This window comes from Pseudomonas sp. NPDC087697, assembly GCF_044743155.1.
In the GTDB taxonomy this organism is placed as follows: domain Bacteria; phylum Pseudomonadota; class Gammaproteobacteria; order Pseudomonadales; family Pseudomonadaceae; genus Aquipseudomonas.
In genome coordinates, this window is the sequence record NZ_JBIUVW010000001.1 from 1 (window position 1) to 19,871 (window position 19,871).

Below are 19,871 nucleotides of genomic sequence, written 5' to 3' on the forward strand. Positions count from 1 at the left end.
GGTCCCTCCCTCGATGATCAGTCGAGAACTATCGCTCCTGACGGAGCGATAGTCGAGATACAAGGAGCTGCCGAAGGCTGCGATCTTTTGATCTTGCTCTTCGGCATTCTTCAGCACCGTCAAAAGATCGCAGCCTCCGGCAGCTCCTACGCGGGCGGTGTTTGTAAAAAGCTGGCGGCGATCGCTTCGCGCACTTTCAGCAACAGCGGATCAAGTTGACTGTTGGTACGCCAGCCCAACTCGATCGGGTAGCGCGGCAACGCCAGCGGGCAGGGCAGCACTGTCAGCCCGCTGAGTGCGGCGATGCTTTGCGCCGCATGGGCGGGGATGGTCGCCACGGCCTGGCTGCCCTTGAGCAAGAACGGCAGCGCCGCAAAATGGCTGGTCGATGCGCAGACCCGCCGACTCAACCCCAGGCTCGCCAAACCCTCATCGGTAATGCCGATAAACCCTCCAGACGACACCAGAATGTGCTCACGAGCGACAAACTCGTCGAGGCCTATTGCCTGTTGTCCGTCAGCCAGGCTGTCGGGGTCGACGAGGCACTGATAGCCGCCTTCACCCAGCACCTGACGGCTGAGCAAGCGCTCGGCAAAACCACCGGCGGTGATCGCCAGGTCAACGCTGCGCTCCATCAAGGCCTGAGCCACGATCTGGCTGTGGGTCTGACGAAAGATCAGTCGCAGTTTGGGCGCGCGTTGGGCGATTTCCTCGATCAACTGCCGGCCGTAGGCGATCTCGAAATCATCCGATAAACCCACAATCACTGAACGACCTTCGTACTGGTTGGCCGCAGGGTCGATCATCGCCAGGCTTTGTCGGCATTTGTTCAGCGCATCGCTGATCACCGGTTTCAACTGATTGGCGCGCAACGTCGGCGCCAATCCACGGCCGGTGCGCACGAACAGTTGATCGGCATACACATCGCGCAGCCGGCGCAATGCCGCACTCACCGCGGACTGCGTGACGCCCAAACGCAGGGCGGCGCGGCTGGCGCTGGACTCGTCGTGCAGGGCTTCGAAGACTTTCAGCAAGTTGAGGTCAATGTCGGCGATATTCATTCGGCTCATATCTTTCAGCAGTGAGCGGGGCTTTATTCATGATCGGTGGTGGCCGGAGAATGAGCAATACCTCAATACTCAGGGAGTTACCGCAATGCCCAAGTCCATCGTTGCTGCGTTGCAAATCGGTTCGTTGCCAGGCGGCAAGGGCGAGACCCTGGAACAGATTCTTTCTTATGAACAGGCGATCATCGAGTCCGGCGCGGGGCTGGTGGTCATGCCCGAGGCTCTGCTCGGCGGATACCCCAAGGGCGAAGGCTTCGGTACGCAGTTGGGTTACCGATTGCCGGAAGGTCGTGATGCGTTTGCGCGCTATTTCGCCAATGCCATTGACGTGCCGGGCGTCGAAACCGAAGCCTTGGCCGGGTTGTCTGCGCGTACCGGTGCGAGCCTGGTGCTGGGCGTGATCGAGCGTTCAGGCAGCACCTTGTACTGCACCGCGTTGTACTTCGAGCCACACACCGGGTTGGTGGCCAAGCACCGCAAACTGATGCCCACCGGCACCGAGCGGTTGATCTGGGGCAAGGGCGACGGCTCGACACTGCCCGTGATCGACAGCCAGGTCGGGCGCATTGGCGCCGCCGTGTGCTGGGAAAACATGATGCCGCTGTTGCGCATGGCGATGTACGCCAAGGGCGTGGAAGTCTGGTGCGCACCAACGGTTGATGAGCGCGAAATGTGGCAGGTCAGCATGCGCCACATCGCCCATGAAGGACGTTGCTTCGTGGTCAGCGCCTGCCAGGTCCAACAGTCACCGCAAGCCTTGGGTCTGGAGGTTGCCAACTGGCCGGCCGAGCGCCCGTTGATTGCCGGTGGCAGTGTGATCATCGGCCCAATGGGCGACATGCTGGCCGGGCCGTTGTTGGGCGGTGCAGGTTTGCTCACGGCCGAGATCGACACCGATGAACTGGTGCGTGCGCGCTACGACTACGACGTGGTCGGGCACTACGCGCGCCCGGATGTGTTCGAACTGACCGTGGATGAACGGGCCAAACCCGGCGTGCGGTTTATCTGAGGCGCAGTCACTCTTCGCGGGTGATTCACCAGGTGCCAGCGGTCGAACCCGGCAGGTTGAGTGTGCCTTTATCGACAAAGCGCATGGTGCCTGACAGGCCGTTAGACAGCTTGCCGCGTAACACATAAGGCAGGTTGTCGAGGGATTGTGTCTGGCTCAGGCCGAGGGTTTGGCGCAGTACGGAAAACGCCGAAATGCTCACTGGCACGCTGATGATCGCTTCGGAGAAACGCGGGATCGAACCCTGTTGATTGCTTACGCCAGTGGCCAGGGAGCGGCCATTGACCTCCAGGTCCAGGGCCACGCCGTTGTAGTCGATGGGCGTTTCATTGGGGTTTTGCAGGCGCAGTTTCACCGCGAAACGCACCTCCAGGTCCTGGCTTTGCAGCGGTTCGATGCCGACCACATTGACGTTCAGCGGGTCACGATTGGGGAACAGGGCGCAGGCGCTCAGGCTGAGCAAGAGCAGGGAAAGGCTTAAAGCGAGGAATCTGCGCATGAACGAGCTCTCGAAAAAAATAAGGGTCGAACCGCTGGCGGCTCGACCCTCGAGCAGTGTTAGCGGTTCACCTGTGCGACCACGGCGGGCTTGAGTGGTTCGCCGTGAAGTGTGACATCCGGGTTCTCCATGACCGTGAGGATCGAAGCTTCCGGATCGAAATCGTCTTCTTCCAGCTCAATGAATTCTTCGGGCAGAAAGATATTCAGCACGATAGCGCACAACGCACCAACGGTGATCGGCGACTCGAAGATGTTGTGCAGCGCCTTGGGCAATTCGCGCAGCACTTCCGGTACGGCGGCAACGCCCAGGCCCATGCCCAGAGAAATGGCGACGATCAGCATGTTGCGACGGTGCAGGCCGGCCTCGGCGAGGATCTTGATCCCGGCCACCGCCACGGTGCCGAACATCACCAGCTCGGCACCACCCAGCACCGGTTTCGGCATCAGTTGCAGCACGGCGCCAATCATCGGGAACAGCCCCAGCAACACCAGCAGCCCGGCGATAAAGAACGCGACATAGCGGCTGGCCACGCCAGTGAGCTGGATCACCCCGTTGTTCTGCGCGAAGGTCACCATTGGCATGCTGTTGAAGACCGCCGCCATCGCCGAATTCAGGCCGTCAGCGAGCAAGCCGGACTTGATCCGCCGAATGTAAATCGGGCCTTTGACCGGTTGCTGGGAAATCATCGAGTTAGCGGTCAAGTCGCCGGCAGCTTCAAGCGGCGAAACCAGGAAAATCACCGCGACCGGAACGAACGCCACCCAGTCGAAGTTGAAGCCGTACTTGAACGGCACCGGGACGCTCATCAGCGGTACGGCGGTCATGTTGGCGAAATCGACGTCGCCCATCAGCCACGCGACGACGTAACCGAGGGTCAGGCCGATGACGATGGCACCGAGGCGCAAGAAGGGAACATCCACCCGGTTGAGTACCACGATGGTGCCCAGCACCAGTGCTGCCAGGGCCAGATGACTCGCCGCGCCCAGATCCGATGCGCCAAAACCGCCAGCGATGTCGGTCATGGCGACCTTGACCAGCGACAAACCCATCAGGGTGATGATAGTGCCGGTCACCACCGGGGTGATCAGCATCCGCAGCTTGCCAATGAACTGGCTCAGCACCACTTCGATGAACGCGGCAAAGAAGCACACACCAAAAATCGTCGAGAGGATTTCGTCGGTGCCGCCGCCACGCGCCTTGACCATGAACCCGGCGCTGAGAATCACGCTGATAAACGAGAAACTGGTGCCTTGCAGGCACAGCAAACCGGAGCCAATCGGACCAAAGCGTCGCGCCTGAACGAAGGTGCCCAGGCCGGAAACGAACAGCGCCATGCTGATCAGGTAGGGGATTTCGCTTTGCAGGCCCAGGGCGCTGCCCATGATCAGGGTCGGTGTGATGATTCCGACGAAGCTCGCCAGCACGTGTTGCAGCGCGGCGAAGACCGTTGCGGTGAAGTGCGGGCGGTCGTAGAGACCGTAAATCAGATCGGAACGCAGTGCAGTTTTCGAGTGGTCAGATGAGGTCACGAGGAGGGTGCCAATAAGGCCAGGTCAGAAAATGGAGGCGCAGGATGCCAGTCACAGGCATTGAGGGCAACGCGAGGAAACGACAAACCCGCCAGCCTTGTGAAAAGGTGGCGGGTTTTGTGTTGTTCGGGCAGGGAAATATGCGGTGTTGATCCGGGCCTCATCGCGGGCAAGCCTTGCTCCTACGGATTGTGGGTGATCGCACCCTTATGGTACGACTCAACCCTGTAGGAGCAAGGCTTGCCCGCGATGAACGATAACGCAACCTACCTGACGAAACCCAAGGCTTGGTTGGCTACTCGGGCTACTCGGGCGACTCCGGTGGGTCGAGGTGGTCCAGTGCGCGATTCACCGCCAATTCGGCCAGCGAGATCATCTGCTGAATCGCCAGCGCGGTATTGCGCTTGGGGCCTTCAAGCTCAAATGCCAGATCGCTGGCCATGACATTGGCCGAGGCGAGGGTTTCGCAGGCGTGGGCCAGCAGGGTTTCGCTGTCGACGTCGGGGGCGATGACGAAAATGCAGCCGGGGCGTCGGTCGGCTAACAATGCCTTGGTCTCTGGCAACACCAGGTAATGATCGAGCGCACGGTGTGCGGCGGCGTGGAGTTCTTTTGAGTCGAGGGAGGCATAGGGGGAAACCGGATCGGTTTCGGGAGGGTTGGGTATTGGTTTGATCATGGCGAATCTCCTGGTGATTGGAGTCGCAACCTATTGCTACCAAACTATAGGGTGGCGACTGAACGCAGGTTGGTAGACCGGACACCAAGGAAACCGGCGCACCCGAAGGCGCCCTGCGCACAGTCGCCATAACAAACAGCAGGCAAAAAGAAAGTGCCCACGGAGTGGAAATGTCGACGCTGTGCGCCTTGATGAACTCGAGCTACCAAACCCGATCGCTGATAATCAGCGACACGGAAACGATAGAGGCGAGGACCAAAGCGCACAAGCCGGCGGATTCTGGCGTAGGTGTAGGGCGTGACGCAAGGCGTTGTAGCCTCTGATGGGCACTGCGTAGGCAAGCTTAAACACCCGTAGCAGCTGCCGAGCCCGCGAGGCTGCGTTCGAGGACGAAGTCCTCGTAAATCCTGCATACGCGGTTTGCCTGAAAGAACGTGTTACCTGATTTTACGACCGCTGCGCGGCCGAACGCAGCCTCGCGGGCTCGACAGCTGCTACGGGTACGCGTACGGGCTCGGCGCTACTGCACAGAAAGCGTGAACGCCGCCAGCAAATCCTCTTCAAACGCCAACTGTGCATCCCCTGGCACTTGCGCACGGTGCCGGGCGAGGTGGAAGGTCACGTCAAAGCTCAGCTCCGGCTGGCCGACGGCTTTGAGCAAACCTTTGTCTTCCCACGAACGGGCGAAATGGTCGGGCAGGTAGCCGACGTGTTTGCCGGAAAGGATAAAGGCGAGGGTGCCTTCGACCTGTTCCGAGCGCGCCGAACTGAGTTTGCTGTGCAGCGGTTCGTCACTGCGCAGGAAGCGATAGGGGTGATCGACCCGGTCGGTGTTGCGCAACGCTTCTTCATCCGGATTTTCGATGTTGAATAAAGGATGCCCGGCCGCGCAATACAGGTGCTGGGTTTCGCTGAACAGCGGACGGTAGTCGAAGGCGCTTTGCACCTGGGAGAAGTAACCGATCGCCAGGTCCAGCCGTTGTTGCAGTAACAGCCGTTCCATTTCCCCCGGCATCGCGCTGATCAGCTCGATGCGCACTGATTCATCCCGCTCACGAAAGCGCCGAATTGCCTCGGCCACCTGTTGCAGCACGCAATGGTCGAGGGCTTCGGACAGCCCCACGCGCACTTCGCCGATCAGCCGCCCGGCGACGCCGTTGGATTGATGACGGAAAGCTTCGATGGACTCGAACAGCCCTCGGGTTGCCAGCAGCAACTGCTCGCCCTTGGGCGTCAGTTTGAAGCCGCTTTTGCCACGGCTGCACAGCCGATAGCCGAGGCGGGTTTCCAGCTTGGCCATCTGCTGACTGATGCTCGACTGGCTGAGGCCCAGCTCACCTTGGGCCGCGCTGAAGCCGCAGCATTCGACGACGCTGACGAACAGACGCAGCAGGTGCAGGTCCAGATCGTGGAGTTGACCGAGCATCAAACATTACTCGCGGTTAAAGTCAGGATAATAAACTTAATATTTTTACAATGTATCAGTGCGCGCAAGCTGCGACGACTCCAATCCTGCAGGTAGTCGTCATGGGTACGTTTTTCAGGTTGTGTTTTCCCGCGCTGGTGTTTGCTGTGGCTTTGTCGGCTCAGGCCGAAGACAAGGTGGTCAATCTCTACAGTTGGGCCGATTACGTGGCACCCGAAACCCTGCAACGCTTCGAGCAGGAAACCGGTATCCATGTGCGCTACGACACCTTTGACACCACCGAGGTGCTGGAAACCAAACTGCTCACGGGCGGCAGCGGTTATGACGTGGTGGTGCCATCGTCCAGCGTGCTGGCCCGTGGGCTGGCGGCCGGGGCACTCAGAGAAATCTCTCACGAGGGGCTCAAGGGCTACGCCAACCTTGATCCGGACCTGTTGCAGAAACTCGCGGCGGTCGACCCGGGCAACCGCTATGGCGTGCCTTACACCTGGGGCACGCTGGGCCTGGGCATGAATGTTGAAGCGGTACAAAAGCGCTTGCCGGGTGTGCCACTCAACAGCCTCGATCTGCTGTTCAAACCTGAATACGCCAGCAAGCTGAAGGATTGCGGCATCGCGATTCTCGATTCGCCGCAGGAAGTCATTGGCTTGGCGCTGCACTACCTCGGTAAAGATCCTTACAGCACCGACAAGAATGATCTGGCAGCGGCCGAAGCCTTGCTGCATCAATTGCAGCCTTCAGTGTTGTACGTGGCCACGGGCCGACAGATCAGTGATCTGGCCAATGGCAGTGTGTGTCTGGCGTTGACCTACAACGGCGACGCGAGCATGGCCGCCGATCAGGCGCACAAGGCCAATAAACCGTTCGAGGTGGCGTACCGGATTCCACGCGAAGGCACGCTGGTCTGGCAGGACAACCTGGCGATCCCCAAGGATGCGCCGCACCCGGAAGCTGCCCGGGCCTTTATCGAATTCATGCTGCGCCCCGAATCTGTGGCAGCGCTGACCAACACGCTGTTTTTTGCCACCGCCAACCTGGCCGCCACGCCTCTGGTTGATACGGCGGTGCGCAATGACCCGGACATCTTTCCGCCCGATGACGTACGCGGCCGGCTGTACGCCGACCAGAGCATGAGCCTCAAGGACATGCGTCAGCGCACCCATCTCTGGACCACTTTCCGTACCCGCCAATAACAAGGAACCCCTCATGGAAATCGCCGATCAAAACGACCAGGCCATGACCCGCGACAGTCTGTACGGGACTGCCGCTGAAAGCACCTACGCCGGTATCACCAGTTTCATGCGCCGCCGTTACACCCGCGACCTGCGCGGTGTGGATGTGGTGGTCAGTGGCGTGCCGTTCGACACCGCCACCAGTAACCGCCCCGGCGCACGCTTCGGGCCACGCGGGATTCGCGCCGCGTCGACCGGCATTGCCTGGGAACGTCACTGGCCGTGGACGTTTGACCCGTTCGATCATTTGGCGGTGATTGACTATGGCGATTGCGCCTTCGACTCCGGTACGCCGGAGTCCGTACCGGACAGCATCGAAGCCCACGCCGAGAAAATTCTCACGGCCGGCTGCGCGATGTTGACCTTCGGCGGCGACCATTTCATCAGCTATCCGTTGCTCAAGGCCCACGCCCGTAAGCACGGCGCCTTGTCGCTGATTCATTTTGATGCGCACAGCGACACCTGGCCGGACGAAGAGGGCAAGCGTATCGACCACGGCACCATGTTCTGGCACGCGGCCAAGGAAGGTCTGGTCGATCCATCGCGTTCGGTGCAGATCGGGTTGCGTACCACCAACAACGATCATCAGGGCTTTGAAGTGCTGGATGCCCGGCAAGTGCATCGGCGCGGTTGTGACGCGATCATCGAAGCGATTCGTGCCCGGGTCGGCGATAACCCGGTGTACCTGACCTTTGACATCGACTGCCTCGATCCAGCCTTCGCGCCGGGCACCGGCACCCCGGTGTGCGGTGGCTTGAGCACAGTGCAAGCGCTGGAAATCCTCGGCGGGCTGCGTGGGATCAACGTGGTGGGCATGGACGTGGTGGAAGTCGCGCCGGCTTACGACAGCGCGGATATCACGTCACTGGCGGCGGCGACGCTGGGGATGGAGATGCTGTGTTTGTATGCGGCCAGGCATAAGGTTGATCGCTAATCCTGGTAAACCGGAGACTTTCGGCGCGTGCGGGATTGCCAAGATCGCAGCCTGCGGCAGCTCCTACGGATTTGCGTATGGACTCGACTGCTCGGCGTAGGAGCTGCCGCAGGCTGCGATCTTTTGGGGGAGGCCAATCTGGGAGCGGGTATTGCTGCTGACAGTTTCTGACAGTGGCCTCTGCTAAGCTGCCTCGACCTTCATTTCACAGAGCAACTGATCGTGTCGCGTACCAGTCGTTTGTTGACCTTGTTGCAAGTGCTGCGCGGTAAAAGTCGTCCGGTGACGGCGGCGACACTGGCCAGTGAACTGGAGATTTCAGAGCGCACTCTGTATCGCGATATCGCCGAACTGACGGCCTTGGGCGCGCCGATCTTTGGCGAAGCGGGCATTGGTTATGTGCTGCGCAGCGGTTTGTTTCTGCCACCGCTGATGCTCAATGCCGACGAGACCGAAGCGGTCGTGCTCGGGTTGCGCTATGTCGACCAGCGTGGCGATGAGGTGTTGAGCAAAGCCGCCGCCGATGCTCTGGCGAAGATTGCTGCAGTGCTGGCCCCCGCCGCTCAGGAGGCCTTGCACAACCCGACGGTCTTGCCGGGGCCGCCGGGTTATGGTTATCCGCAAAACGCCGTGGAGTTGAACGTGTTTCGCCAGGCGATTCGTGCCCAGGCCAAGTTGCATATCGATTACGCAGACGTGAACAAAACCCCCAGTCAGCGGCTGATCTGGCCGTTGGCGCTGGGCTTTTTGAATGAGGCGCGAGTGATCGTCGCCTGGTGCGAGTTGCGCGAGGCTTTTCGAACCTTTCGTACCGACCGGATTGCCGCCGCCCGAGAGCAGGGTGAACGCTATCCGGGGCGTCGCAGTGACCTGTTGCGGGCCTGGCGCAAGGCGATGCAACTGGATGAAGCGGGGCGTTTCACTCCTGACAAGAATTGACACAGCACTGCTTTAAAATGGCTCCAGAATCAACCAACAAGGAGCCGCACCATGTCGAACCCAGCCGTTTCACTCGCACCTGCCATTGCCGCCTATATCGCTGCCGCCAATGCCCGTGACAGTTCGGCGGTCGCGAGTTTTTTCGCCGAGGACGCCAACGTTTTCGATGAGGGCGCCCATCAGGTCGGCACCCACGCCATCGCGCAATGGATGGAAGACACCGCTCGACGTTACCAGCCTCGGGTCGAGGTGCTGGACGTGCAGCAACGCACCGGCAAAGTACTGGTCAGCAACCTGATTTCCGGTACGTTCCCCGGCAGCCCGTTGGAGCTGCGCTATGTGTTTCGCCTGAACGAGCAAGGCAAAATCGCCCGACTCGATATCTCGCTCTAACCACATCCCCTGTGGGAGCCTGGCTTGCCAGCGATGGCGTCCGTGAGATCGCCATCGCCGGCAAGCCGTGCTCCTACACTGAGCGTGCCATACTTGGCGTTTTGTGCACTGACCAATGGCCGATATGACCTTCGACTCGCCCCTCAGCGCTTATCAGTACGCGATCAAGCAAAAAGGCTTTGTCCCGGATGCCGCGCAAGAACACGCCGTTCTCGCACTCCAGCACTGTCACGAAGCCTTGCATCAGGGCCGGGCACCGATCACCGGGGTTTACCTCTGGGGCCCGGTGGGGCGGGGTAAGACCTGGTTGATGGATCAGTTCTACCAAAGCCTGCGGGTCCCGGCCCGGCGTCAGCACTTTCACCATTTCATGGGCTGGGTGCATCAGCGTTCGTTTCAACTCACCGGCACCGCCGACCCCTTGCGGGCGCTGGCCCGTGAGCTGAGCCGGGACGTGCGGGTGCTGTGTTTTGACGAGTTGTTCGTGAACGACATCGGCGACGCGCTTATCCTCGGGCGGTTGTTCCAGGTGATGTTCGACGAAGGCGTGGTGATGGTCTGCACCTCCAATCAGCCACCGGAACAGTTGTACGCGGACGGTTTCAACCGTGACCGGTTTTTGCCGGCGATTGCTGCAATCAAAAGCCACATGCAGGTGGTGGCGGTGGATGGTGGCGAAGATCACCGATTACACCCCGGAGCCAGTCTGCAACGTTATTGGGTCAGCGCACCCGGTCAGCCCGGTCCGATGAGCGAAGTATTCAACAAACTGACTGAAGGACAGCCAGTGTCCAGCGATCCCGTGACCATCGGCTATCGTTCGGTGATTGCCGTCAAGGCCAGTGAAACCGTGCTCTGGTGCCGTTACGCGGACCTGTGCGAGCAACCGTTCGCGGCGATGGACTTCATGGCGCTGTGTGATCGCTTCAGCGCTATTCTGTTGAGCGAAGTCCCCAATCTCAGTGCCCATCAACGCCCCGGCCGCATTGCCCGAGGCACCGAGGATGGCGCCGAGCGCATTGAAGCCGGTGACCGTGAACTGCCGCAATTGTCGGTACACGACGACAGCGTGCGGCGCTTCATTGCGCTGGTCGACGAGTGCTACGACCGCAAAGTGCCGTTGTACCTCGAAGCGCAGGTGTCGATGGATGAGTTGTACACCGAGGGCTACCTGGAATTCCCGTTTCGCCGGACCCACAGCCGGCTGAAAGAAATGCAACTACAGCGCTTTGCCGAGGCCTGAAACACCGCAGGCCACGCCACAGAGTGTGCGCAGCCTGCGATGCTCAACTTCGTGTTACCACAGCTTGACACTGTAACTGAGGACCAAGCGGTTTTCGTTGGTGTCGCGCTGGTAGTTGCTCTTGCTCATACCGTTGCGCCAGCGAGCGCTGACGTTCTTCAGCGGACCGCTTTGAATGGTGTAGCCCAGATCGATGTCACGTTCCCATTCCCGGCCTTCGCCGACAAATTTGCGGATTTGCGCCTGATCACCCTTGGCGTAGCGCGTGGAGAACAACAATCCCGGAATACCAACACTGGCAAAGTCAAAATCGTAGCGGGCATGCCAGGCACGTTCCTTGGTTTGCGAGAAGTTGCTCAGTTGGTACTCGGTGAACAGGTAGGTGTTGCTGCCGTCGATGTAGGCAAACGGTGTTTCACCATACTGCTGCTGGAAACCGCCACCGATGGCGTGCCCGGCAATCGCGTATATGAAGCGGGTGCTCAACGCGCGGTTGTCGACGGTGCCGGCCAGGCGCGCGCCGGAATCGTCGGCGCTGAAGTAGCGGATATCGCTTTTCAGGGTGCCGCCGCCCAAGGCCAGGCTGTGTTTGAGGCCGACGTAGTGCTGCTGATAAATGTCCTCAAGCTGCGCGTAGTAATAGCTGCCGGTAAGCGTTGGGTTGAACTGGTAATCCGCGCCGCCGAAACGGAACTCGTCGCTTTTTGCCGAACTCTTGTAAGCCCCGCTCTGACTGGTCAAACCCATTTTTTCGTAGTCGGTGGATTCCCGCTGTTTGACCTGATCGATCTGCCCGCCGCGTAACGTCAGGCCTTTGATGTCTTTGGAACTGAGCATGCCGCCTTCGAAGGTCTGCGGTAGCACCCGGCTGGTGTTGGGTTGCAGCAGCGGCAGGTCAGGCAGCAAATGGCCGATGCGCAGCTCGCTCTTGGCAACGCGGGCCTTGGCGGTCAGGCCAACCTTGGAGTAACTGTCGTGGGCACGCCTGGCGTAGCTCGGCTTGCCCGGTTCGGCCTCGCTTTCTCGGGACAACAAACCGCTGCCGGAGCGATCCGGACTGGAGTCGAGCTTCAGCCCGAGCATGCCGAGTGCGTCAAGGCCAAAGCCGACCGTGCCTTCGGTGTAACCCGATTGCAGGTTCAGCAGAAATCCCTGGGCCCATTCGTCACGCTTGGACTGGCCATCGCCTTCGCGGTAATCGCGGTTGAAGTAGTAGTTTTTCAGGTCCAGCGTGGCCTTGCTGTCCTTGAGAAATTCCGCTTCGGCGGCCATCGGCAGCAGGCTGGTGCCGCCAATCAAGGTCAAGTGCTGCATGAGTCTGGTGTTCATGGTGTTGGCTCCTGTGAGGGCTCTTTGTTGTTTTTCTCGGGCATGGCTTCGCCAAGGGCGCATCCAGCGGTATCTGAATGCGCCAGAGGTGAAGTCAGTGATTAACTGGAACGTGGGTGGTGTGAAGATTGATCGCTAGCGCAAGACCTGTAGGAGCACGGCTTGCCGGCGATGGCGATCTCACAGACGCCATCGCTAGCAAGCTAGGCTCCTACGGTTCGTGGGCTGCAGGTTTTCGGTTTTTGGTCGGAGGCGGTAACCGCCGCCCGCCAGTTGTTCCAGTGGGCTCGCGGCCGCCAGCAATTGGCGAGTGTAGGGATGCAAGGGTTTATCGAAGACTGCCTCACGGCTGCCGATTTCCACGATGCGACCCTGGTGCATCACCGCCACCCGATGGGCGATGCGTTCGACGGCCGCCAGATCATGGGAAATGAACAGGCAAGCAAAGCCGTACTGCGCCTGCAAGCGCTCGAACAGTTCGAGGATCTGCTTCTGGATGGTCATGTCCAGTGCCGAGATCGGTTCGTCGGCGATCACCAGTTGCGGGTGCCGCACCAGCGCTCGGCCGATGGCCACCCGCTGGCGTTGACCGCCCGACAATTGATGGGGAAACCGCTCCATGAAGGCTTCAGACAAACCGATATCTATCAGCGTGGTGGCAACGCGTTGACGTTTTTGTTCTGCGCTCAGCTCCGGCAGATGACGCAGCGGTTCGGTCAGGGTTTCACCAATGCGCATCCGTGGGTCGAGGGACGAGTAGGGGTCCTGAAAGATCATCTGGCATTGCAGTCGATGATCACTCTGACCGGCCTTGAGGATATCGATGCCCTTGAAGCGAATCTCGCCGGCGCAGGGTTTCACCAGTCCCACCAGCGCACGGCCCAGTGTGGTTTTGCCGGAGCCGCTGCCCCCGACCAACGCCAGGGTTTCACCAGGGGCTATGCACAGGTTGGCGCTGTGCACGGCGCGCTTGGGCTGTGATTTGCCCCAGAACCGCGCATGACCGGGATGCTCGATGCTGACGCCAGTGATTTCCACCAAGGGGTTGTCGGCCGCCGGCAACGCAGCCAGTTTACCGCGCTTGGGCAGCGCTTCGAGCAGTTGGCGGGTGTAGGCGTGTTGCGGCGCCAGCAGAATGTGATTGATCGAACCTTGCTCCACCGCCTGACCGTGGCGCATGACCACCACCTTGTGGGCATAACGCGCCACCAGCGACAAGTCGTGGCTGATGAACAGAATCGCCGTGCCTTGTTCGCGGGTCAGTTCCAGCATCAGCTCGATCACGTCCAGTTGCGCCAGGCAATCGAGCGCGGTGGTGGGTTCGTCGGCAATCAGCAGCGCTGGGCGCAGCAGCATCACCGAGGCGAGCATGATGCGCTGGCGCATGCCGCCCGAGAACTCATGGGGATAGGCGCTCAGGCAGCGTTCGGGGTCGGCAATGCCGATGCGCGTGAGCATGTCCACGCAACGTTCGCGAATCTGTGCCGCGTTCAGGTCGGTGTGCAGGCGCAGGCCCTCGGCCATTTGCTCTCCAATGCGGATGGCCGGGTTGAGCGAGACCATCGGTTCCTGAAACACCATGCCGATCCGCGCGCCGCGGATGTCACGCAATTGCGCGCCATTCAGTTGATTGAGGTCCTGGCCTTCGAAGCGGATCGCGCCGCCACAGACCGCCATCGGCTGTGGCAGCAGGCCAATCGCTGCGCGAGCGGCCATGGTCTTGCCGCTCCCGGATTCCCCCACCAGCGCGACAATCTCGCCGGGAGCGACGGTGAAACTCAGGTCATTGACCGCCAGCGGGCCTTCGGCGCCGGCGCGAATCAGCAAATGGTCGACTTCAAGCAACGGTGTTTGACTGGGCATGATCATCGGCTCATTCGCGGGTCGAGGCGGTCGCGCAAGGCGTCGCCGAACAGGTTGATGGCGACCAGCGCCAGGGCGATGAACAACCCCGGGAACAGGCCGAGCCAGGTGGCGTTGGCAATGTACGGACGGCTGGCGGCGAGCATGTTGCCCCAGGTCGCCGCGGGCGGTGGTACGCCCAGACCGAGGAAGCTCAAGGCGCTTTCCGACAGCAGCGTCCAGCCGAACATGCTGGTGGCGAGCACGCACAGCGGCGCGACACAGTTGGGTGCGACGTGTCGGTACAGCGTGTAGAACTCCGAATTGCCGATCACCCGTGAAGCTTCGATGAACTCACGCTCACGCAGCGACAGCACACTGCCACGCACCACCCGAACTACCGACGGCGTGTAGGCGATGCTCAAGGCCAGGACGATTCCGTACTGGCTGGCACCGATGATCGCCATCAACCCCAGCGCCATCAGAATGCCGGGGAAGGCCAGCAATGCATCGTTGATCATCATCAGCAGGCGATCGGTCCAACCCCGCAGGTAGCCGGCGAGCATCCCGATCACACTGCCGAAAAACAGCGCCAGGCACACGGTCAACAGGCTGATCCACAAACTGGTGCGCGCGCCGATGATCAGCCGGCTGAGCACGTCACGACCAAACTCGTCGGTGCCCAGCCAATGCAGCGCCGAGGGTGCCTTGAGGCGAGACAGCAGATCGATTTTCAGAGGATCGTAAGGTGTCCAGAGAACACCGAGCAGCGCCGTGCTGACCAGCAGCACCAGCAGCGTGCCGCCAATCAAGGCGTTCGCCGGTGGCCAGCGCAGCGGGCGACGCGCAGGTATAGCGCTTACAGACACGGGAGATAGGGGCGCGGTCATAATTTCACCCTTGGGTCGAAGAGTGGATAGAGCAGGTCCACCAGCAGGTTGACCGCCACGTAGATGAAGGTGATCAACAGCAGGCAGCCTTGCAGCACGGGGTAGTCGCGAGCGTAGATCGCGTCGACCATCAATCGGCCGATGCCGGGAAGGGTGAACACCGTTTCCAGTACCGCGATACCGCCCAGCAAATTGCCAAGGATCAAGCCGATCAAGGTCCAGGTCGGCGCGAAGGCATTCGGCAGCGCGTGACGCCACAGCACCGCGCGTTCCGACAAGCCTTTGGCTCTGGCGTGAGCGATGTATTCCAGCCGTAGCACTTCGATGGTGCTGGCCCGGGCCATCCGGGTAATCGCCCCCAACTCCACCAGTGTCAGGGTGACAATCGGCAGCACCAGATAGGTCACGGCTTCACCGGGGTTCTGCGCGAACGGCACATAACCCACCACGGGCAGCCAGTTGAGCTTGATCCCGAACGCGTAGAGCAACAGCAAGCCGAGCCAGAAGCTGGGAATCGACAGCAGCAGGGTCGCGCCGGTGACCAGCCCCAGGTCCAGTGCGCTGTCCTGTTTCCAGGCTGCAAACAAGCCTGCAGGAACGGCAATCAGCGCCGCCAGCAGAACCGCCACCAGCACGATGCTGGCGCTGACCGAGAAACGGTCGAGGATCAGTTCCAGCACCGGTTGTTTGCTGGTGATCGACACACCGAGGTCACCGCTGAGCACCGACTGCAACCAATAGACGAACTGTGCACGCCAATCGAGTGATCCAGCCCCAGTGCCGTGCGGGTGGCGGCCAGGCTTTGAGGGTCGGCCATATCGCCGAGCATCAACAGCGCCGGGTCGCCGGGGATGAAGCGGATCAGCGCGAACACCACCACGGAGATCAGCAACAGGGTCGGTACGGACAGTGCCAGGCGTTGAGCGATAAATCGCAACATGATCGATCTCCTACTCAGCCAGTTTCACGCCCCACAGGCGCGGTTTGGCGATGGGCCAGGAGCGGTAACCTTCGATCCGATCCTGAAAGGCACCGATGGTGCTGCCGTTGTACATCACCACCATGGGCACATCGGCGAGCATCTGTTGGTGCAACTGATCGAACAGCGCCTGACGTTTGACCGGAGCGATTTCACGCATGGACTCAAGCATCCAGCCCTGCGCCTCGGGGTTGTCCCAGACCTTGCGTGGTTGCTGATGCTTGTCGCCCATCACCGACTCGAAGTTCAGTGCCGCGTCGAAGCGCGCCGAATAGGAGAACGCCATGATCTGGTACGCACCGCTCTGGTAGCGCTCCAGTTGCGTGCCCCATTCGAGGGTTTCGATATCGATGTTCAACCCGGCCGCCTGGGCCATGGCCTGGCTCAGCACCGCCATGTCGAACACGCTCTGGTAGCGTTTGTTGGTGATGATTTTCAGTGGCTGGCCGTTGTAACCGGCTTCCTTGAGCAGGCGTTTGGCTTCTTCGATGTTGGCTTTGTAGCCTTGCTTCTGAACGCTTTTGTAGTAGGGGCTGGTGTCCGGCACCACCGAGTGGTTGGCGTGGGAAGTGCCTTCGGTCAATGCCTGGACCATTTGCTCGCGGTCTAGCGACAGCGCGATGGCGCGCCGAATGCGCACGTCCTTGAGCAGCGGGTCGCGAGTCTGGAACAGCAGGGCGTTGAGCGACATGTTGGAACTGCTGGACGTCTTGATGCCCGGCAAGGCCTCGAGTTCGCGGGCGTCCATTACCGTGACATCGGGCAGCACGTCGACACCTCTGGATTGCAGCGCGGCTTTGGCTGAGGCGGCATCGGGAATCACCATGAAACGCAGGTCGTCGACGAAGGCCTGTTTGTTGCCGGTGTAGCCGTCGGTGCCTGTCTCCGGACGGGAGCTGTAGTCGTTAAAACGCTGTAGATCGACGTATTGCCCCGTCTTCCATTCGGCGAGCTTGAACGGCCCGGTGCCGATCGGTGCTTGCCACTTGCCGTTCGCATCGACAGAAGACGGATGCAGGATGCCGGTGCCGCCGCAATCGGAGCGGGCCATTTGTGCGAGGAACAAGCCATTGGGTTTGTCCAGGGTGAAGACCACGGTCAATGGATCTGGCGCGCTGATGTCGGCGACTTTCGCCACGCTTCGGCCATCGAAGTCTGCGAGACAGCGCCACTGGGTCTGCGGGTCGAGATAACGTTTCCAGGTCCACAGCACGTCGGCGGCGGTGAGGGTGGCACCGTTATGAAACTTCACCCCATCACGCAGGGTGAAGCGGTATTCCAGACCATCGGCCGACACCTCGACCTTACTGGCCAGCAGCGGCCCGACGGAGGCGTCTTCGCGGTAGGCCACCAGGCCTTCGACGATGTGCAGCACCACCGCGTCGGTGTTTTCGTCGCGATTGACCCCGGGATCGGTGCTGCGAATGTCCGCGTTGAGGGCCACACGCAGGATGCTGGCGGCATCGACGCTGAGACTACCAAGGGCGAGACTGCTGAACCCTAGCGTCAGGGCGATACGAGTGAATGTATGCACGGGAGTGATTCTCCATTGACGGTTTGCGACGGTGGGAGCCGGCAGAAGTCGCAAACCGTTGGTTGTTTATTGTCATTGTTTTTGTCGTGCCGCCCGAAGGGCGTGGGTGATGCGTGGGTTACTTGAGGTAGCGGTTGATGTCGCCCTCCATCGCCAGCGAATAGGCGGTGAATTCACGGTTCACCGCCGGTAGCGGTGCGACCTCCATCAAACCTTTGGCCGGACGCATCACCACCATGGCGACCGTGGCCGACAGGTTGCCGGCCATGTTGGAAAGCGGCGGGCGACACACAGCCCACGGCGTGCCGAAGTCATCGAAGAAGGCTTTTTTCAGATGCTCGGCGGTCAATTGTCCAGGCGTTTCACTGAGGATCTGTCGCACACGCACATCGCGGTAGAGACTTTCCGGCACGCTGTTCAATCCGGTTTCACGCAGCTTGCCCAGTGCCACCGGGCTCTGCCAATGGTTGGCATGTACCAGCAACCCCTGTTCGGCCTGTATAGGGAAGACTTCGTCCGGGGCGCATTCAAAGTTGATCGCGTACCCACCGGCGTGGCTGAGCATCATGTTGTTGGAGGTGGATTTGGCGGTGGTGGCGACTACCTTGATCGACAGTGCGAAGTGCGCGGCCTCCAGCGCCTTGCGTCGAATGAACGGCAGTGGCACGCCGACCTGGGTGTAGTCGCGTTCGGACTCCAGGTAGTTGGCGGTGATTGCGGTGCCGATCGAGTTCAATCCGTTGCGGGCCAGGCCTCCAGCCTCGGTGAAGGTCAGTACATCCGGGCCGTCTTCGCGCAGGACCTTCAGCACAATGGCGCTCTCGGCACATTCCGCGCGCCAGTCCCAGTTTTGTCCGTGAATCACTTCGTTTGCGGCCGAAGCCGTTGGCAGAATCACCGCACCGGTGCAGCCGTCCGGGTCTGGCAGGCGAGCCTTGCGTCGGCCCAGCTGGATGATCTCGGTGCGGGCGTTGATCAGCACGATGGCTTCGAAATCGCAGCCCGCACCCTCGGCTATGCCACGCATTTCCTGAGCGTACTCCGGCTCGAATGCTTCGATGCTGGGCACGAACTCATTGGCAAAGCCACGGATGTCGGCCCAGGTGTAACCCATCTTCAGCAGTTGGACAGAGTAGATCTCGATACTTTTGTGAATCCGCTGGCTGACGGCTTGACCGTATTGAATGCCGCGTTCGAAGGGGTTACCTCTGATCTCGACGAGAGGGAAAGGGGAGTGGCTCATGGTTGGCAGTCTCATGTTTTTTGTTTGCGTTGGATACAAGAGTTGCCGGATCCAATTCGCCTGTCAATGCTTTTGGTTGACTGATAAAACTTCGCTGTAGGCGTCCTACAGCGGGTCATTCATCGAGTGATGCCCGCAAAGGCCCTGTTTGTCCGTGGTGTGGCGATGTTTATGGCCTGTCGTCCTGCCTGTTGTTTTTATCTTGTGTATTTAGCTGTCGAAAAAATCGGAAAACTCCTGCTTTTTGTGCCAGAGCGCGACAGCGGGAGTTGTCCCGTAATGCATTGCCGATAAAAACGTCGCTCTGTGGTGATTTGGCAGTTGTCCGCAGTGTTCCTTGCACGCTAAGGTCGGTTGGCCTGGCGCTGACAGCTGATGCGCGCAGGGACGCACACTCATTGTTCGATTGAGGATGGAAATGGAATCCGCAGATATCCTGGTACTCCAGGCCAGCTACACCAACCCGATACATGCCGATGCGATCAGTCTTGTTCTGAACCACTACGCTGAGGACCCGATGGGTGGTGGCACGCCGTTATCAGCCGATGTCTTGCAGCAATTGCCCGGCGAACTGGCCAAGCGACCCCATGCGTTCAGTGTCCTGGCGTTTGTTCACGGGGAGCCTGCCGGGTTGGTGAATTGCTTCGAAGGTTTCTCGACCTTTGCTTGCCGTCCACTGATCAACGTCCACGACGTAGTGGTGGTCGGAAAATTTCGCGGGTTGGGTCTGAGCCAGAAGATGCTGAAAAAGGTCGAGGACATTGCCCGTCAGCGCGGCTGCTGCAAAATCACTCTGGAGGTGCTGGAAGGCAACGCAGTCGCGCAGGGTTCCTACAGCAAGTTCGGGTTTTCGGCGGGGATGTTCGATCCCGCTCATGGCCGCATGCTGTTCTGGACCAAGTCGCTTTAAACAAGAAAGGGCACCCTTGGGATTAATGCCAGTCAGTTAAGCGAATACCAGGTTCGAAACAGCAAAGATCCAGTGTGGGAGCGAGCTTGCTCGCGATAGCGGTGTGACAGTAACCATTGATGCCCAATGTGAAACCGTCATCGCGAGCAAGCTCGCTCCCACACTGGGCTTGCTTCGTTTTACAGAATGTA

Annotated in this window: 17 protein-coding genes and 1 pseudogene; 7 read left to right on the forward strand and 11 right to left on the reverse strand. The window is 60.3% G+C overall.

The window, feature by feature from the left end:
- Positions 1 to 146: 146 nt before the first annotated feature.
- A complete protein-coding gene (locus ACIPIN_RS00005; protein ID WP_401113574.1) occupies positions 147 to 1,070 on the reverse strand; it encodes a LysR substrate-binding domain-containing protein in 924 nt (307 codons plus the stop codon).
- An 85-nt stretch (positions 1,071 to 1,155) separates the two neighbouring features.
- Between ACIPIN_RS00005 and ACIPIN_RS00010 the strand changes: the two genes are divergently transcribed.
- Positions 1,156 to 2,076 (forward strand): carbon-nitrogen hydrolase family protein, encoded by a 921-nt coding sequence (locus ACIPIN_RS00010; RefSeq protein ID WP_401113576.1) that lies wholly within the window; start codon positions 1,156 to 1,158, stop codon positions 2,074 to 2,076.
- A gap of 25 nt (positions 2,077 to 2,101) precedes the next feature.
- Here ACIPIN_RS00010 and ACIPIN_RS00015 read toward each other — a convergent pair whose 3' ends face one another.
- The 4 genes from ACIPIN_RS00015 to ACIPIN_RS00030 all read right to left on the reverse strand — a co-directional run bounded on the left by ACIPIN_RS00015 (position 2,102) and on the right by ACIPIN_RS00030 (position 6,212).
- Positions 2,102 to 2,575: an LEA type 2 family protein gene (locus tag ACIPIN_RS00015; protein WP_401113579.1), complete on the reverse strand. Its 474-nt coding sequence runs from the start codon at positions 2,573 to 2,575 to the stop codon at positions 2,102 to 2,104.
- 59 nt (positions 2,576 to 2,634) lie between these two features.
- Positions 2,635 to 4,107, reverse strand: a complete 1,473-nt coding sequence (locus ACIPIN_RS00020) for a nucleobase:cation symporter-2 family protein (protein WP_401113581.1) — start codon at positions 4,105 to 4,107, stop codon at positions 2,635 to 2,637.
- Between the two features lie 304 nt (positions 4,108 to 4,411).
- Positions 4,412 to 4,786, reverse strand: a complete 375-nt coding sequence (locus ACIPIN_RS00025; RefSeq protein WP_401113584.1) for a DUF6124 family protein — start codon at positions 4,784 to 4,786, stop codon at positions 4,412 to 4,414.
- Positions 4,787 to 5,306: 520 nt separating this feature from the next.
- The gene (locus ACIPIN_RS00030; protein WP_401113586.1) at positions 5,307 to 6,212 is read right to left on the reverse strand and encodes a LysR family transcriptional regulator; all 906 of its coding nucleotides are present in this window, start codon (positions 6,210 to 6,212) and stop codon (positions 5,307 to 5,309) included.
- A 101-nt stretch (positions 6,213 to 6,313) separates the two neighbouring features.
- Here ACIPIN_RS00030 and ACIPIN_RS00035 point away from each other — a divergent pair, with 101 nt between their 5' ends.
- The 5 genes from ACIPIN_RS00035 (at position 6,314) to zapE (ending at position 10,953) form a co-directional block, all read left to right on the forward strand.
- Entirely contained in the window at positions 6,314 to 7,405 is a 1,092-nt protein-coding gene (locus ACIPIN_RS00035; protein WP_401113589.1) for a polyamine ABC transporter substrate-binding protein, read from the forward strand.
- A 13-nt stretch (positions 7,406 to 7,418) separates the two neighbouring features.
- Positions 7,419 to 8,378, forward strand: a complete 960-nt coding sequence (speB, locus tag ACIPIN_RS00040; RefSeq protein WP_401113592.1) for an agmatinase — start codon at positions 7,419 to 7,421, stop codon at positions 8,376 to 8,378.
- 222 nt (positions 8,379 to 8,600) lie between these two features.
- A complete protein-coding gene (locus ACIPIN_RS00045) occupies positions 8,601 to 9,317 on the forward strand; it encodes a helix-turn-helix transcriptional regulator (RefSeq protein ID WP_401113594.1) in 717 nt (238 codons plus the stop codon).
- Between the two features lie 51 nt (positions 9,318 to 9,368).
- A complete protein-coding gene (locus ACIPIN_RS00050; RefSeq protein WP_145016865.1) occupies positions 9,369 to 9,710 on the forward strand; it encodes a nuclear transport factor 2 family protein in 342 nt (113 codons plus the stop codon).
- Between the two features lie 124 nt (positions 9,711 to 9,834).
- Entirely contained in the window at positions 9,835 to 10,953 is a 1,119-nt protein-coding gene (gene zapE / locus ACIPIN_RS00055) for a cell division protein ZapE (protein ID WP_401114671.1), read from the forward strand.
- Between the two features lie 54 nt (positions 10,954 to 11,007).
- On the opposite strand, the gene ACIPIN_RS00060 is transcribed toward zapE, so the two are convergent.
- From ACIPIN_RS00060 to ACIPIN_RS00085, 6 genes and pseudogenes are all read right to left on the reverse strand, one after another.
- Positions 11,008 to 12,282, reverse strand: coding sequence for an OprD family porin (locus tag ACIPIN_RS00060; RefSeq protein ID WP_401113597.1), 1,275 nt, complete (start codon positions 12,280 to 12,282; stop codon positions 11,008 to 11,010).
- 195 nt (positions 12,283 to 12,477) lie between these two features.
- Positions 12,478 to 14,145: an ABC transporter ATP-binding protein gene (locus ACIPIN_RS00065; protein WP_401113600.1), complete on the reverse strand. Its 1,668-nt coding sequence runs from the start codon at positions 14,143 to 14,145 to the stop codon at positions 12,478 to 12,480.
- Positions 14,146 to 14,147: 2 nt separating this feature from the next.
- Entirely contained in the window at positions 14,148 to 15,014 is an 867-nt protein-coding gene (locus tag ACIPIN_RS00070) for an ABC transporter permease (RefSeq protein ID WP_401113602.1), read from the reverse strand.
- Positions 15,011 to 15,954 (reverse strand): annotated as a pseudogene (locus ACIPIN_RS00075) (ABC transporter permease). Before ACIPIN_RS00075 ends, ACIPIN_RS00070 begins: the two are co-directional and overlap by 4 nt.
- A 10-nt stretch (positions 15,955 to 15,964) precedes the next feature.
- Positions 15,965 to 17,527 (reverse strand): ABC transporter substrate-binding protein, encoded by a 1,563-nt coding sequence (locus ACIPIN_RS00080; protein WP_401113605.1) that lies wholly within the window; start codon positions 17,525 to 17,527, stop codon positions 15,965 to 15,967.
- Between the two features lie 118 nt (positions 17,528 to 17,645).
- Positions 17,646 to 18,770: a C45 family autoproteolytic acyltransferase/hydolase gene (locus ACIPIN_RS00085; RefSeq protein ID WP_401113607.1), complete on the reverse strand. Its 1,125-nt coding sequence runs from the start codon at positions 18,768 to 18,770 to the stop codon at positions 17,646 to 17,648.
- A 418-nt stretch (positions 18,771 to 19,188) separates the two neighbouring features.
- Here ACIPIN_RS00085 and ACIPIN_RS00090 point away from each other — a divergent pair, with 418 nt between their 5' ends.
- A complete protein-coding gene (locus tag ACIPIN_RS00090) occupies positions 19,189 to 19,680 on the forward strand; it encodes a GNAT family N-acetyltransferase (RefSeq protein WP_401113609.1) in 492 nt (163 codons plus the stop codon).
- Positions 19,681 to 19,871: the final 191 nt, after the last annotated feature.